Source organism: Vibrio sp. 378 (genome assembly GCF_033339435.1).
On record NZ_JAWOUO010000003.1, the window covers coordinates 402,117 to 417,865 of the forward strand.

Here is a 15,749-nt window from a genome sequence, read left to right on the forward strand (position 1 = left end):
GGTCAGCTTTCCCATAAATTCGTACAATCGCCCCATTCTTACCGCGCCAAATCACAAATTTGCACCATTATGACTTCAATAAAAAACGCAGAACTTGGTTGGAACGAAGCTGGTACTCCGGTTTCAGACCAATTTGATGATGTTTACTTCTCTAACGTAAACGGTCTTGAAGAGACACGCTACGTTTTCTTAAAACAAAATCATCTCCCAGAAAGATGGCAGGAATTTGACCAAAGACGTTTTGTCATTGGTGAAACAGGATTTGGCACGGGATTAAACTTCTTAGCAGTATGCCAGTGGTTTAGTGAGTTTCGTCGTCAGCATCCGGACGCAACATTGAAAGAGCTGCATTTTATTAGCTTTGAAAAATACCCATTAAGCAAAGCCGATTTAAAGAAGGCGCATGAAGCTTGGCCTGAGCTAGCTGAGTACGCGGAAAAGTTACAAAAGCACTATCCTGCCGCTGTGCCGGAGTGTCATCGCATTGTTTTAGAAGACGGTGCAATCACACTCGACCTTTGGTTTGGTGACATTAAAGACTGCATGCCGCAAGTTCCATACAACGAACAAGGTTTGATTGATGCTTGGTTCTTAGATGGATTCGCGCCAAGCAAAAACCCAGAAATGTGGAACCAAGGCCTGTTCAACAACATGGCAAAGCTAGCCAAGCAAGATTGTACAGTTGCCACGTTTACCGCAGCAGGCTTTGTACGTCGTGGTTTGAACGAAGCTGGCTTTACAATGAAAAAGGTGAAAGGTTTCGGCACTAAGCGAGAAATGATCGCCGGCTCTATGGAGCAACGTGAAAAGCAGTCGAACCATCTCCCTTGGTTCAATCGCTCAGCATCTAGCAATCTTGATTCGATTGCCATCATTGGTGGTGGTATAGCTAGCGCGGCGTTAGCGAAAACGTTAGTTCGTCGTGGCCAAAACGTCACCCTTTACTGTAAAGACAAACAACCAGCCAAAGGAGCTTCAGGCAATCGACAAGGAGCCGTTTATCCACTGCTTAATGGCCCGCACACGGGTGTTTCACGAGTGTTTGCTCCTGCATTTTTGTTCGCACGTCAGTTTGTTGAACAAGCAGCACAAGAGATCGATTTTGATCATGACTGGTGTGGCGTAACTCAGTTGATGTGGGATGACAAATCCACAGACAAACTGGAGAAAATGCTTGCGGGTAACTTCACTCCAGAGCTCATTCACAAGCTGTCCGCCGAGGAGACTGCGAACACTATCGGGTTACCTATTGATATGGCGTCTGTGCACTACCCAATGGGAGGGTGGCTGTGCCCTGCCGAGTTAACTCGCGGGTTAATTAAACAATTGGAGAAGACGTCGTTACTCTCAACGAAGTTTGAACACCATGTTGAGGCATTAGATTGGGATGAAAAGCGTCAGTTCTGGCTACTAACGGCGAGTGGTCAAACATTTGAGCACTCAACGGTTGTAATTGCGAACGGCCATGAGTTCCAGACATTGAGTCAAACCGCTTCCCTACCAATGGGACAAGTGAAAGGACAAGTCAGTCATGCGCCAGCAACAGAAACGCTGAGTCAGCTGAAAACGGTGTTGTGTTACGACGGTTACATGACACCTGTTAACCCAAGTAATCAACACTTGTGTATCGGTGCAAGCTACGACCGCAGTCACCTTGACTACGAATTTGATGAAAACGCCCAAAAAGATAATGCGGAAAAGCTAGTGAAATGTGTACCGAATCAAACATGGGCAAAAGAGGTAGATATCACTGGTAATCAATCTCGCCAAGGTATTCGTTGTGTTAGCCGAGATCACTTACCATTTGTCGGAAATGTGGGTGACTTTGAGACGATCAAAACGCAATACGCCAACTTACAAAATCAAAAAGCAGAAGAGGTAGAAACCATTCATCAGTACCCTAACCTATTCTGCTTTTTAGGTTTAGGATCTCGTGGACTGAGCTCTGCACCACTATTAGCTGAAGTGTTGGCCTCCCAGATCTGTGGGGACCCGCTGCCATTACCTGTTGATGTATTGACCGAACTTCACCCAAGTCGAATGTGGGTTCGTAAACTAAGAAAAGGCAAAGCCATTACCGAGCTGTAAGAGTATTCTCTCGTTTTAATTCCCGACACAGATACGTGTCGGGAATCGCTAACTCACTAAGTTGCTCGTACTGAGATTACTTCAGCAGTGCAACTGCCTGTTTCACTTGCTCTGCCACTTCTGGGTTTACAACCTTACCCGATTCCACGTCAAAATTTTCGTAGAAGCTCGGCACAGATAACGATGCCTTTACATCCGCGCCAAAAAATTGAGCAGAACCTGTCGCCGCCGCAAGAACACTTTGTGCACCACCGGGACCTGGGGAAGTTGCTAAATAAACGACAGGTTTGTTTTGAAATACATTACGCTCAATGCGCGTCGCCCAATCGAACAAGTTTTTATAGGCCGCTGGGTACGAACCGTTATGCTCTGCGAAGGAAACAACGAGAGCGTCAGCCTCCGCCAAGTCACGTAAAAACGCGACAGCCCCTTCAGCTTGACCTATTTCTTTCTCTTTGTCCTCGCTAAACATTGGCGCTTGATAATCGTTTAAGTCTAGAACATTCACTTGAGCGCCTTCGACTTGATTTGCTGCGTATGTAGCAAGTAGTTTGTTGATTGAGGTAGAGCTGGTAGATGCACCAAATGCGACAATTTTCATGGTTGTAATCCTTTGTTCACGTTTTATGCTGATCAGAATAAAAGTTGAACAGTTTCGCTACAACCACAAAAATTTTATGGAGAGGTTCGAATTTTTCGAAGTAGTAAATGACTAGGATTAAATAAAGGGAGAACGCTGCTTAGGGATTAAGCCTGAGCCTGGAGCTCTTGCCACAAATCACTGACAATCACGCGATCGGCCGGGCTTAACTCGGTACGCGCATCTTCTAAGCTGCTCTCAATGCGTGACTTCAGCTCAGTAATATCGCTAATCCCTTCTTCTTCACAAGACGCCGCGGATAAAGAGATGTGACCACGTAAATAACCACCAGCAAACAATTCATCGTCAGATGCTGTTTCAATTCGAGCATCAATCAGTTCCAGTAGTTTTTCTTCAAATTCAATAATCATGGTGTATCTCTGAGGTTATTAGTGGTTATTTAACGCAAAAGTCCGACGCTTCCAGTGGCTTAGTTTGATAAAATGCGCGCAGGGCATCAGAAAGCATTTTCACTCGCAAAGGCAAGCCAACGTCCAAAATACCTAGCACTTCTTTATGCACTTTTTTCATAAAGCCGAGCCTATCTGGTTCAAAATCGCCGTGTAGATTGTCACAACTCACCGTAAAAGGGAAGCCAGCGCTTTGTGCCAGAATCCATTCATAAGCTTGAGGTCGCACTTCAACTTTCTCAAACTCCGCTTGAACTTCTGCTGTTCGCCCATCGGGTTCATACCAATAGCCAAAATCTTCCAGCAAACGACGCTCTGGACCAGCCACACACCAATGCGAAATCTCGTGTAAAGCAGAGGCGTAAAAACCCCGAGCAAAAATAATCCGATGATGAGGGTGTTCATCATCAGCAGGAAGATAAATAGGCTCATCACCACCTAACTCTAATTTCGTATTAAATTGTTCTAAAAAGGTGTCATTAAAAATGGTGATTAAGTCTTGGTATTCGTGGGTCATCGTCGAGTTTGTACTTCAGTTTGACATGCGCTGCATATTGTCGCTGTTTTTAGCTATGAGGTAAAGGCAACCCCACATTTTTGGTTATTAGTTGAATTTATCTGAACATCGCTTTCTCCATACAATTTCTCATTCGTCAGCGTACTTATTTACCACTACACTCTCGCCTTATTTTGATGCCGTTCAAACCGCTATTTTTAAGCCGTTTGATTACAAGCATGTTGCTGGTTTTAATCACTTTTTAAGAGAGATAGAACCGTTTGTAAGTGTTGTTACTTCGCCTACGCTGATTCTCGTAGAACGTAGTGACTTTTTACGTTGAGTGTTTCCCTATGTTGCTAAGTGTGTTGTATATCATTGGTATCACGGCTGAAGCCATGACAGGTGCGTTAAGTGCTGGTAGAAGAAAGATGGACTGGTTTGGTGTTATGTTGGTGGCCAGCGCAACGGCCATTGGTGGTGGCACCGTACGTGACATTCTATTAGGCCACTACCCTCTTGGTTGGGTAAAAAACCCAGAGTTCCTTGCAATTACGTGTGTTGCAGGTGTGCTAACAACAGGTTTAGCGAAATGGGTGATTAAGCTGAAAGGTCTGTTCATTCGCCTCGATGCATTAGGTTTAATCGTGTTTAGTATCATCGGAACAAAAATTGCGATGGGCATGGGCTTGCACCCTGGTATTTGTATGGTTTCAGCGTTAGTAACTGGTGTATTCGGTGGGCTACTTCGCGACTTAATCTGTCGCCAAACACCATTGGTACTGCATGAAGAGCTTTACGCTTCTGTCGCTCTTATCGCATCAGGAATGTACTTAGCGCTATTAGAATTCAATGTTCCCGATGTCACTGCCACTATTATTACACTGGTTACTGGTTACATGTTGCGTATGGCTGCGGTACGCTTTAAGTGGCGTCTGCCTTCTTTCCATTTGGAAACCGAAGGCTCGATTCATTAAGCAAAAACTACTTAAACAAAAAAGGTTGCCTGATAAAATTGTGCCACCCGCGATTCAGTGAGTGGCATAATTTTATATTCAGTCATCCTGAACAGCGACGAAGGAGCATGATTCAGGATATATTATCCGAGCACTCTGTTGTCAGAGATGTTTCTTTCTCTTTTCATCGTGCTGAAATTAGATTCCTAGTCTAGCTATAGCTCGCTGGAATGACACAAAGCTCTTAAATCTTCGGTGTTTCAGTTGTTACGCCATGGTTTTGACCACGGTGGCGTAGTAAATGATCCATCACCACAATAGCCAGCATCGCTTCTGCGATAGGCACAGCACGAATACCCACACATGGGTCATGACGACCTTTGGTGATCAACTGAGTTGGTTCACCTTCTTTTGTGATGGTCTCACCCGGCACAGTGATACTTGATGTTGGCTTAAGCGCAATGTTTGCGACAATGTCTTGACCAGTCGAGATACCACCAAGAATGCCACCCGCATGATTACTACCAAAACCTTCAGGAGCAAGCGTATCACGGTGCTGACTGCCTTTTTGGTTTACCACCTCGAAACCGTCTCCGATTTCCACGCCTTTCACCGCGTTGATGCTCATTAGTGCGTGCGCGATGTCTGCATCCAAACGGTCAAATACGGGTTCCCCAAGACCAACAGGCACGTTAGTTGCCACAACCTGGATTTTTGCGCCAATAGAGTCGCCTTCTTTTTTCAGGTCACGGATAAGTTGGTCAAATGCTTCTACTTTGTCAGCATCAGGGCAGAAGAATGCATTGTTCTCGATTTCGTTCCAATCTACCTTGTCGATAGATACATCACCCATTTGTGACAAGTAAGCACGAATCTCAACACCAAACTCATCTTTTAAGTATTTCTTCGCGATTGCACCAGCAGCCACACGCATTGCGGTTTCACGAGCTGAAGAACGGCCGCCACCGCGATAGTCGCGGATGCCATATTTTTGGTGGTAAGTGTAATCAGCATGACCCGGTCTGAACTTATCTTTGATGTCAGAGTAGTCTTTTGAGCGCTGATCGGTGTTTTCAATTAGCAAACCGATCGATGTGCCCGTGGTTTTGCCTTCAAAAACACCAGAAAGAATTTTAACTTCATCCGGTTCACGACGTTGTGTGGTGTAACGTGATGTGCCTGGACGACGGCGGTCGAGATCGATTTGTAGATCTGCTTCTGTAATTTCCAACCCCGGAGGACATCCGTCTACGATACATCCCAGTGCGATACCGTGACTTTCCCCGAATGTCGTCACTCGGAAATGTTGTCCGATACTGTTTCCTGCCATTACTTCCTCAAGTTTTTTATCGCCACGCTCTCTCAAAACAGAGCATAGCTGCTTTCCAATTCTTCGTGGATTCATAGTGGCTTTATTACGTTTTGATGTAAAGAGTTAATATCGGCGAGGTATGCATAAAAAAACACCGAGCATAAAGCTCGGTGTTTTAATGTTTAGTGCAAGACTCTATTAGTCTTTGTACAGTTTAAACTCTTCTGCACACTCAACCAGCTGGTCACGCGTTAGCATAAATACGCCATGACCGCCGTTCTCGAACTCAATCCAAGTAAATGGAATCTCTGGGTACTGTTCCATCATATGAATCATTGAGTTTCCGACTTCACAAATAAGAATACCGTTATCTGTTAGATAATCTGGCGCGTTAGCAAGAATACGACGCACTAGTTTTAGACCATCCGTACCCGCAGCTAGCCCAAGCTCAGGCTCATGCGTGAACTCATCTGGCAGGCTGTTCATGTCTTCTTCATCCACATATGGTGGGTTGGACACGATTAGATTGTATTTCTCTTTTGGAAGATCACGGAACAAATCAGAGCGAATTGGGAACACTTGCTGCTCCATGCCGTGATCTTGTACGTTTTGCTCAGCCACTTGTAGAGCATCTGTAGAGATGTCGATCGCATCCACTTCTGCTTCAGGGAAAGCGTGCGCACAAGCAATCGCGATACAACCAGAACCCGTACATAGGTCCATGATGCGCGTAGGTTCTTCCACCAACCAAGGTTGGAATTCCGCTTGAATCAATTCGCCGATAGGAGAACGTGGCACAAGTACACGCTCATCAACGAAGAACTCAAGACCGCAGAACCATGCTTTGTTGGTTAGGTATGCTGTTGGCGTACGCTCGTTGATGCGTTTTACTACGTGCTCAACAATACGCAGACGCTCGCTTGTCGTTAGGCGAGAGTTCAATACGTGCGGAGGCACATCAATCGGCAAGTATAAGGTTGGCAGGATAAGCTGAACTGCTTCATCCCACGCATTATCAGTACCATGACCGTAAAACAGGTTCGCTGCATTAAAGCGGCTTACCGTCCAACGAATCATATCTTGAAGGGTATGCAGCTCCGATACCGCTTCTTCTACAAAAATCTTATCCAAAATTGCCTCCGAAAAGCGCTACAATACTGCCAATAAAGTTTATTAATGAAATTGTTTACCTAATGAGCAAAAAAGACACCGAGAACGATGACGATTTCGCCTTGTTTCAGGAAGCAGTACAGGGCGTAAAAAAGTTGCGACAGGATACCATAATCCAGCAACCAAAAAAAAATACTAAGCAAAAAGAAATCAAGCGCTCCAACCGTGAAGCGAGTGACTCTGAATTTTACTTTTCAGACGAGTTTGTCCCTCTATTAAACGATGAAGGTCCAACTCGTTATGCACGTGACGACGTCTCCACTTATGAAGTCAAACGTCTACGTCGTGGCGTGTATGTACCGGACGTGTTCCTCGATATGCACGGCATGACACAGCAAGAAGCAAAACGCGAGCTTGGTGCGATGATAGCCTATTGCATCAAAAACGAGATTCATTGTGCGTGTGTGCAACATGGTATTGGGAAACACATCCTGAAACAGAAAGCCCCACTTTGGTTAGCACAGCATCCTGACGTTATGGCTTTTCACCAAGCGCCACTAGAATTTGGTGGTGATGGTGCGTTGTTAGTGTTGCTTTCAATTCCTGAAAAGTAACAAGCTTGCTGTAGACACGACGAAACGAAAAGGCAGGGATCTCCTGCCTTTCTTATTCTGTCTCTAATTTGCAAACGCTTATTTTGGTTTAGACACTTATGGCGTAATATGCCATAGCACTTCACCATTTTGTGTTTGTAAATCATATTCAATGCACACTAGGCCTGATGTAGGAAACATCGGTGGTGTCATGTCTTTTACAAACTCTGAAGTCAGATAACCGACCAAAGGCAAATGCGATACGAACAAAAGCGAGTCCAATTGTTCGACTTCGATTAACGCACTTGCGAAATCGAAGACATGCTCGGACTGGCCATAAGGTGTAATATCTTCACAAGTTTCAATGCTTTTTGCAGAGAAATACGCACTGATCTCTTGCCAAGTTTGTTGAGCTCTAATGTACGGACTCACCAACACTTTATCGAATTGCGCAAAACCCTGTTCTTTACAGGCTCTCGCAACCGCTTCTGATTCGACTCTGCCTCTTGGGGTCAATTGTCGTGCTGCGTCTGAATCTGCAAAATGCTCGGCTTCACCGTGACGCATGATGAATATTTTCATGTTATTTCCTAGGGATAGCTAACGCTACCAAAAGGTTGACTGCTATCTTTATTAGATAGACGGGGCTAACTTTAACAATGACGAAACAAAAATACTGATATAATTATCTGTTCATTATACCAATTCGCTTGTTAAAGATAGCGACTTTCTTAACAATCTATTAAAAGAGTGTACTCAGTTCATCACACTATTTAACTGTGCAATGAGTTCAGAGCATTCACTCAAACAGTTCTTCCCCATACGCAAACGCGATGGGCCTGTGCAGAAGTCTACGAATAACAAAAATACGGCAAGCAGTATTTGTCGAAACGCAAACTTTGCGCCCCCCGCGAGGGGAGCCTAAATTACTGTAATGCGAAATCTGGAGACGCATCGTGCATCTAAGTCCTAACGATTCAAATCAATACCGCTACATTACCTTGAGCAATGAACTGCGTGTACTGCTGATTCATTCCGATACAGCTCAACAGTCGGCAGCTGCTCTGGCAGTGAACGTTGGACACTTCGACGACCCAAACGATCGCCAAGGTCTGGCACACTATTTAGAACACATGCTTTTTTGGGGTACGGAAAAATACCCTAAAGTGGGCGAGTTTCAAAGCTATATTAGCCAACACGGTGGAACAAACAACGCTTGGACTGGTACAGAGCACACTTGTTTCTTTTTCAATATTGCTCCAAATGCCTTTGAAAGTGCCTTAGATCGATTTAGCCAATTTTTTACCGCACCTTTGTTTAACGAAGAAGCATTAGACAAAGAACGCCAGGCTGTCGACTCCGAATACAAGCTCAAACTCAATGATGATTCTCGTCGCCTGTATCAAGTTAACAAAGAAGTCATCAATCCAGAGCACCCGTTTTCAAAATTCTCTGTCGGAAACTTAGATACTCTTGGCGACCGAGATGGTAAATCCATCCGCGACGAAATTGTGGAGTTTCACCACTCTCAGTATTCCGCCGATTTGATGACACTGACTCTATTTGGGCCACAGCCGCTCGATGAACAGCAAGCTTGGGTAGAAGCCATGTTTGCCGACATCCCAAATCACCATCTTCGTGGAAAATCGATTGATGTACCGATCGGCACTGAGGAAAGCACGGGCATTTTGGTTCAAGTCGAGCCGCTCAAAGAGTTCCGTAAACTGATTCTCACATTCCCCATGCCGGGAATGGATGCGCATTATAGCGTGAAGCCACTCTCCTACTTTGCTCACCTGTTGGGTTATGAAGGAGAAGGCAGTTTGATGCTTCAACTCAAAGAAAAAGGCTGGATTACCTCTCTCTCAGCGGGCGGCGGCGCGAGTGGCAGTAACTACCGAGACTTTACCGTAAGCTGCACCCTGACGCCAAACGGCTTAGATCATGTTGATGATATCGTTCAAGCGGTTTTTCAATACCTCTCGATGATCAAACAAGACGGGTTAGATGAATGGCGCTATCTCGAAAAACAAGCGGTCTTAGAATCGGCTTTCCGCTTCCAAGAGCCATCGCGCCCAATGGATCTCGTCAGCCATCTGGTGATCAACATGCAGCACTATCAACCGGAAGACACGGTTTATGGTGACTACAAAATGGCGGGCTACGATGAGGAGTTACAGCGTTCATTGCTGCGATACTTAACCATCGATAATGTACGCGTCACTTTGATTGCTAAAGGCCTGGAATACAACCGTACTGCCGAATGGTACTTTACCCCGTACTCCGTCACACCTTTTAGTGAGGACCAACGTCGTTTCTATCAACAAATCGACCCAAGCTGGCAATTCGTCTTACCGAAAAAGAACCCTTATATTTGCTACGACCTCGACCCCATGCCACTCGAAAATGGTGATTCGCTGCCAGAGTTGATTGAGGATCTCGAAGGGTTTCGGCTGTGGCATTTGCAAGATGACGAATTTCGCGTGCCTAAAGGTGTCGTTTATGTCGCTATCGACAGCTCTCATGCCGTTGCATCACCAAAGAACATCGTCAAAACGCGCTTATGTGTAGAGATGTTCCTCGATTCGCTAGCAAAAGAAACCTATCAAGCAGAAATCGCAGGGATGGGTTACAACATGTACGCTCACCAAGGTGGCGTGACCTTAACCCTCTCAGGGTTCAGTCAAAAGCTGCCTCAGTTGCTAGAAATGATTCTGCACCGTTTTGCTTCTCGAGATTTCAGCCCTGCTCGCTTTGAAACCATCAAACAACAACTGTTACGAAACTGGAGAAATGCTTCACAAGATCGCCCTATTTCGCAGCTGTTTAACGCACTTACTGGGTTACTTCAACCCAATAACCCGCCTTTCGCAACCTTAGTCGAAGCGCTAGAAGAAATCGAAGTCGATGAACTCTCGGTATTCGTAGAATCCATTCTTGCAGAACTGCACGTTGAAATGTTTGTTTACGGAGACTGGCAACGCCAGCAAGCCCATGACATGGCTACGACCTTGAAGGATGCTCTAAGAGTTAACGAGCAACGTTATGAAGAGGCACTTCGTCCGCTCATTATGCTAGGTAAAAATGGCAGTTTTCAACGTGAGGTGCATTGTAACCAGCAAGATTCCGCGGTCGTTATTTACCACCAGTGCGAGGATATTGAGCCTCGTAGTATCGCGCTATACTCATTGGCCAATCACCTTATGTCGGCAACGTTTTTCCACGAAATCCGTACCAAGCAGCAATTAGGTTACATGGTAGGCACTGGCAATATGCCGCTAAATCGTCACCCTGGTATTGTACTGTATGTGCAGTCACCTAATGCAGCACCTGCCGAGCTGGTTACCTCAATCGATGAGTTTTTAAATGCCTTTTATATGGTGTTGTTAGAGTTAAACGATTACCAATGGCACAGCAGTAAGCGCGGCTTGTGGAACCAAATAGCAACGCCGGACACCACACTTCGAGGACGGGCTCAACGTCTTTGGGTTGCGATAGGAAATAAGGACACTGAGTTTAACCAACGTGACAAGGTACTGGCGGAGTTGAAGAAGCTGACGCGCGCAGACATGATTCGCTTCGTTGTGAACGAATTGAAACCTCGTACTGCAAATCGTTTGATCATGCACTCTCAAGGTCAAGCGCATTCGGAGGCTCCGCGCATCCATCTAGGACAAGAAATAGGATCGATTGAAGAGTTCCAACTTCGGCCAAAAGATTGCGGCTTGGGGTGATCTAGTTGCGCAGAAATAAAATTGTCGATTACTAGAATGAACCTACAAACCCATGAGGTTGTCGGTCTCATAGATTGAATCGGCACCATAATTGGCAGAAAATTGAAATTGCGCCATTGCGGCTTATGCTCTAATTACCGCACTAAAAATAACTTAATGAGGTAATCATGAAAAAAGCACTTTTACTTGTGGCTCTTATACTGCCATTGGCATCTGCTCACGCTGAAATCTCAGTCAAAGGCGATGGTTTCGAACTAAGTGACGACTGTGTGCGCCTTAGCGGAGACAATGTATCCATCAAATCAGATGATTGCTCTTCAAAACAGTGGAATGATAAAGACAAAAAAGGTAATAGCAGCGTTCATGGGGACGACAACCCTGGTAAAGGCCACAATAAAGATAAGAAAGACAAGAAGAAGTAACCATTTCTTCTTTATGAAAAAGGCTTGCCACTGGCAAGCCTTTTTCTCTACCGAAGCAACGTTTAATAGAACGTTGTCCCTTCACCAGCTCGAGTGAGCAAACCATCACATGGCGCGTAACGATCGCCATATTTCGATGCAAACTCATTCATTTTCTCTACGAGCTCCTTAATACCAAATTGGTCCATGTAACGGAACGGGCCACCCAAGAACGGTGGGAAACCAATACCAAATATCGCGCCAATATCACCGTCACGTGGCGAGCGAATGATGCCATCATCCAAACAACGTACCGCTTCATTCAGCATTGGCAGCACACAGCGCAACGCAATATCGTTATCGCTTAGCTTAGATTCAGGGTCGAGCTTAAGCAGTTTGTAAACCGATTTGTCGACATCTTTCTTCTTGCCCTTGTAAGTGTAAAACCCCTTACCACTCTTGCGTCCTTTACGTCCATCATTTAACAAGATATCAAACACATCCGGCCCTTTGAATCGGTCACCTAACTCATTAACCAGGATCGGCATAATTTTCGCGCCAATGTCGACACCAACTTCATCCAACAAGGTAATCGGGCCAACAGGGAAACCAAAATCAAGCAACGCCGTATCAATCTTTTCGATCGGTTCGTTAGCCAACAAAATATGCGCCGCTTCGTTCATGTATGGAGCAAGAATGCGGTTCACGTAAAAGCCCGCTTTGTCTTTCACTACGATCGGGGTTTTACCTTGCTTCTTAGCAAGTGCAACAACTGTTGAAACGGTTTCATCTGACGTCGTTTCATGCGGAATCACTTCCACCAACGGCATTTTTTCTACCGGGCTGAAGTAATGCAAACCCACTACGTTTTCTGGACGCTCCGCTTTTTCTGCAATTTTGTGGATAGGCAACGAAGAAGTATTGGTCGCAAAGATAGTTTCTGTCTTAGCGTTTGCTTCAATGTCCGCCACCATTTTTTGCTTAAGATCTAAGTCTTCAAAAACGGCTTCAATTACGACATCAATATGATTAAAACTGGTAAAATCGACACCACCAGACAGTTGCAGCATTTTCGCTTGCAGATCGGCCTTGGATAGAATGCGACGTTTGCGCTGTTTCTCAAATAACTTGTAGTTGTAGTTGAGCGCATTTAAAACGCCATCGTTGCTAACGTCTTTGATGCGAACAGGTACTTTTGCTTTTGCAACAGACACATGGCTGATTCCGGCACCCATCAGACCACCACCAAGCACACCAACTTTATGAACTGGTGCTGGTTTCGCATCCGTGCCATTTTCTTTCTTCATTTCTGTTGTGGCAAAGAAGATCGAACGGAGCGCTTTTGACTCTGAGCTCATCACAAGCTCACCGAAGCGCTTCGCTTCAAGTTCTTGACCTTTAGCGAAGCCTTTCTCTAAGCCATGTTGAATAACTTCTAGAATTGCAACCGTTGCTGGATAGTTACCGCGAGTTTTTTGATTCGTTTTCTTCGCAGCTTGCTCAAATACAAACTTGCGCCCTAGCCCGCTACCAGACATCACCTTTTCTTTCGTCGATAGCTTTTTCGTGCCCTTGTTTTTACCTTTGTCGATAAACTGTTTTGCTACGTCGAGCAAAATGGTGTCAGGCACACAGGCGTCCACAACGCCCAATTTTTTAGCTTTCTTCGCACGAAGTTGTTTACCCGTCAGGATCAAGTCCAACGACGGTAACAGGCCAATCAAACGTGGCAGACGCTGAGTACCACCAGAACCTGGCAATAAACCAAGTTGTACTTCTGGCAGACCTAAACGCGTTTTGTCAGAATCCGTACAAACACGATAATCACATGCAAGAGCCAGTTCTAAACCACCGCCCAAACATGGGCCATGAATAGCCGCAACGACAGGATAAGGTAAGTCCGATAGCTGCTGGAACAACTCCTGACCTTGCCTTGCTAAGGCTTCCGCTTCACTTGCTGTGGTGCATGCTTCTAGCATTCGAACATCAGCACCCGCAACAAAATTGTCCGGTTTTAGGGAGTGGATGATCATCCCTTTAATACCACTGGAGTCTTTTAGCTGAGCAAAAATTTCTTTCATTTCGTCAGCAAAAGCCGCCTGCAGCGTATTCATTTTTTCATTAGGAACATCGATGGCTAACCAAGCAATATTTTGCTCATCAACCTTTAGACTAAATGCTTTTTGCTCGCTCATTACTCAACCTCCAGAATCATTGCCGCACCAAGACCACCAGCAGCACATGCAGTATTCAATGCAATACCACCGCCACGGCGTTTTAGCTCTCGTAGGGTTTGCGTCATCATACGCGCACCAGTCGCAGCAAATGGGTGACCATAAGCAATTGATCCGCCAAGCACGTTGAACTTATCCATATCAATTTCACCAATCGCTTTTGAGCGACCAAGGTTTTCTTGAGCAAACTTATCGGAAGCAAACATCTTCACATTCGCCAATGCTTGAGCAGCAAAGGCCTCGTGCATGTCGATCAACGTCAGGTCTGACAGTTCCAAGCCTGTATTTTCAAGCACTTTCGCTGTGGCATAAGTCGGCCCCATCAGCATGTCCTTTTCCACGCCGATAGCAGAGAATGCATAACCTCGGATGTAACCAAGGATCTCCATTCCGAGCTCTTTCGCTTTACCTTCTCGCATCAACATCACTGCCGCACCACCATCAGTCAATGGCGTACTGTTCGCTGCCGTAACACTGCCATACTGACGATCAAACGCAGGTCGCAATTTCGCGTATCCCTCAACCGTTGAGTCATGACGGATATTGTTGTCTTCCGAAATCCATTTTTTGTATGGTTCAGGGAAAGCCGTCATCACTTCATCTTGGATTTTTCCTTCTTTCCAAGCCTGAGAAGCCAGCGTATGAGAACGATGTGCAAGCGCATCCTGTTCTGCGCGAGAAATACCATGTGTTTTAGCCATTTGCTCTGCAGTTTGTCCCATGGATAAACCCGTAGAGTACTCTGCTACTGCTGGTGGCACTGGCATCAGGTCTTTAAAGCTCAAGTTTTTGAGGATACTAAGCTTCTGACCCATTGTTTTTGTCTTACTAAGAGCAAGCAGATTAGCGGCCAGTTTCTTTGATACGCCAATAGGCAGGACGGAAGAAGAGTCTGCACCGCCAGCAATACCAATATCGATGGTTCCCGCCATGATGCTTTCTGCGACATTAACCGCCGCTTGAAAACTCGTCGCACACGCTCGAGTCACACTGTATGCATCAGTATGGATGTTCATACCAGTGCCTAACACGATTTCTCGTGCGATGTTTGGCGCTTCAGGCATTTGTACTACTTGTCCAAATACCACTTGTTCGATTAGCTTCGGATCAATATCTGTTCGAGCAAGCATTTCGCTTACTACCATTTTCCCTAAATCGACCGCTGGCACTTGGCTAAATTCCGTGCTTTGACGAGCAAAGGGAGTTCGAAGCCCCGCGACAATAGCGACACGCTCACCATTGCGTGTTTTTACTTCCTGCTTGCCCATTGTTTCTCCTTAAATACAAGAGGTCTGACCTGATGCATTGTAATTAATTTGTTAAATTTATCAAACGTGCGTTTAAATAAACGTGAAGCAAGTAGTTCAATTACTCTACTTCTTTGATTCTTATGCGATTACTAATGGTTAACTATAGAGAGTTAAAACGGTAAGAGGTATACGGAAAGTAAAATCGAAGCAAAAAAAAACCACACATAACTGTGTGGTCGGAATATCTATAAAACAATTAACTTACGCCAATTGAAAAGTAATCAGTTTCCTGATTAGGAGAAAGTAAAGTCAGCCTTCAAAAGGAAGTGTCATCTTGCTCAACATGTTAGTCGCAATGACTAACGAGATGACAAGGTGTACTATAACCCCTTCACTGCTTGATATTTTGAAATAGATCAATTTTATAGTGATTTTACGAGTTTTAAGCTCACCTAGAGCGATTATTGATTCAAAATAATTCAAGAATCCACCATCAGAAGTCCCTTTTAATGCTCCATCGAGTGA

General features: G+C 45.1%; 13 protein-coding genes. 5 read left to right on the forward strand and 8 right to left on the reverse strand.

Annotation, left to right across the window (positions count from 1 at the left end; all coding sequences use genetic code 11):
* The first annotated feature begins 69 nt into the window (after positions 1-69).
* A complete protein-coding gene (gene mnmC, locus R7Q48_RS08375) occupies positions 70-2,088 on the forward strand; it encodes a bifunctional tRNA (5-methylaminomethyl-2-thiouridine)(34)-methyltransferase MnmD/FAD-dependent 5-carboxymethylaminomethyl-2-thiouridine(34) oxidoreductase MnmC (RefSeq protein ID WP_256902983.1) in 2,019 nt (672 codons plus the stop codon).
* Between the two features lie 76 nt (positions 2,089-2,164).
* Here the strand turns inward: mnmC and R7Q48_RS08380 are convergent, their stop codons facing one another.
* From R7Q48_RS08380 to R7Q48_RS08390, 3 genes are all read right to left on the reverse strand, one after another.
* Positions 2,165-2,689: an NADPH-dependent FMN reductase gene (locus R7Q48_RS08380; RefSeq protein WP_005380552.1), complete on the reverse strand. Its 525-nt coding sequence runs from the start codon at positions 2,687-2,689 to the stop codon at positions 2,165-2,167.
* Between the two features lie 146 nt (positions 2,690-2,835).
* Positions 2,836-3,099, reverse strand: a complete 264-nt coding sequence (locus R7Q48_RS08385; RefSeq protein WP_005380548.1) for a YfcL family protein — start codon at positions 3,097-3,099, stop codon at positions 2,836-2,838.
* A gap of 25 nt (positions 3,100-3,124) precedes the next feature.
* Positions 3,125-3,655 carry an elongation factor P hydroxylase gene (locus R7Q48_RS08390; RefSeq protein WP_005380546.1) on the reverse strand — a complete coding sequence of 177 codons (531 nt, stop codon included), beginning with the start codon at positions 3,653-3,655 and terminating at the stop codon, positions 3,125-3,127.
* Positions 3,656-3,987: 332 nt separating this feature from the next.
* Here R7Q48_RS08390 and R7Q48_RS08395 point away from each other — a divergent pair, with 332 nt between their 5' ends.
* The gene (locus R7Q48_RS08395) at positions 3,988-4,611 is read left to right on the forward strand and encodes a trimeric intracellular cation channel family protein (RefSeq protein ID WP_005380544.1); all 624 of its coding nucleotides are present in this window, start codon (positions 3,988-3,990) and stop codon (positions 4,609-4,611) included.
* A gap of 223 nt (positions 4,612-4,834) precedes the next feature.
* Here the strand turns inward: R7Q48_RS08395 and aroC are convergent, their stop codons facing one another.
* Together aroC and prmB are read right to left on the reverse strand one after the other, a co-directional pair.
* Positions 4,835-5,920 carry a chorismate synthase gene (aroC, locus tag R7Q48_RS08400; RefSeq protein ID WP_031780893.1) on the reverse strand — a complete coding sequence of 362 codons (1,086 nt, stop codon included), beginning with the start codon at positions 5,918-5,920 and terminating at the stop codon, positions 4,835-4,837.
* Positions 5,921-6,100: 180 nt separating this feature from the next.
* Entirely contained in the window at positions 6,101-7,033 is a 933-nt protein-coding gene (gene prmB, locus R7Q48_RS08405) for a 50S ribosomal protein L3 N(5)-glutamine methyltransferase (protein ID WP_318132250.1), read from the reverse strand.
* A 62-nt stretch (positions 7,034-7,095) separates the two neighbouring features.
* Here prmB and smrB point away from each other — a divergent pair, with 62 nt between their 5' ends.
* Positions 7,096-7,626 carry an endonuclease SmrB gene (gene smrB, locus R7Q48_RS08410; RefSeq protein ID WP_005380539.1) on the forward strand — a complete coding sequence of 177 codons (531 nt, stop codon included), beginning with the start codon at positions 7,096-7,098 and terminating at the stop codon, positions 7,624-7,626.
* Between the two features lie 96 nt (positions 7,627-7,722).
* Here the strand turns inward: smrB and sixA are convergent, their stop codons facing one another.
* The gene (gene sixA, locus R7Q48_RS08415; RefSeq protein WP_005380537.1) at positions 7,723-8,187 is read right to left on the reverse strand and encodes a phosphohistidine phosphatase SixA; all 465 of its coding nucleotides are present in this window, start codon (positions 8,185-8,187) and stop codon (positions 7,723-7,725) included.
* Between the two features lie 374 nt (positions 8,188-8,561).
* Between sixA and R7Q48_RS08420 the strand changes: the two genes are divergently transcribed.
* Together R7Q48_RS08420 and R7Q48_RS08425 are read left to right on the forward strand one after the other, a co-directional pair.
* Positions 8,562-11,339 carry an insulinase family protein gene (locus R7Q48_RS08420; protein ID WP_318132251.1) on the forward strand — a complete coding sequence of 926 codons (2,778 nt, stop codon included), beginning with the start codon at positions 8,562-8,564 and terminating at the stop codon, positions 11,337-11,339.
* Between the two features lie 167 nt (positions 11,340-11,506).
* Positions 11,507-11,761: a hypothetical protein gene (locus R7Q48_RS08425; protein ID WP_005384444.1), complete on the forward strand. Its 255-nt coding sequence runs from the start codon at positions 11,507-11,509 to the stop codon at positions 11,759-11,761.
* A gap of 62 nt (positions 11,762-11,823) precedes the next feature.
* On the opposite strand, the gene fadJ is transcribed toward R7Q48_RS08425, so the two are convergent.
* Together fadJ and fadI are read right to left on the reverse strand one after the other, a co-directional pair.
* Positions 11,824-13,935, reverse strand: coding sequence for a fatty acid oxidation complex subunit alpha FadJ (gene fadJ, locus R7Q48_RS08430; protein ID WP_005384446.1), 2,112 nt, complete (start codon positions 13,933-13,935; stop codon positions 11,824-11,826).
* Entirely contained in the window at positions 13,935-15,242 is a 1,308-nt protein-coding gene (gene fadI / locus R7Q48_RS08435; protein WP_005384447.1) for an acetyl-CoA C-acyltransferase FadI, read from the reverse strand. Before fadI ends, fadJ begins: the two co-directional genes overlap by 1 nt.
* Positions 15,243-15,749: the final 507 nt, after the last annotated feature.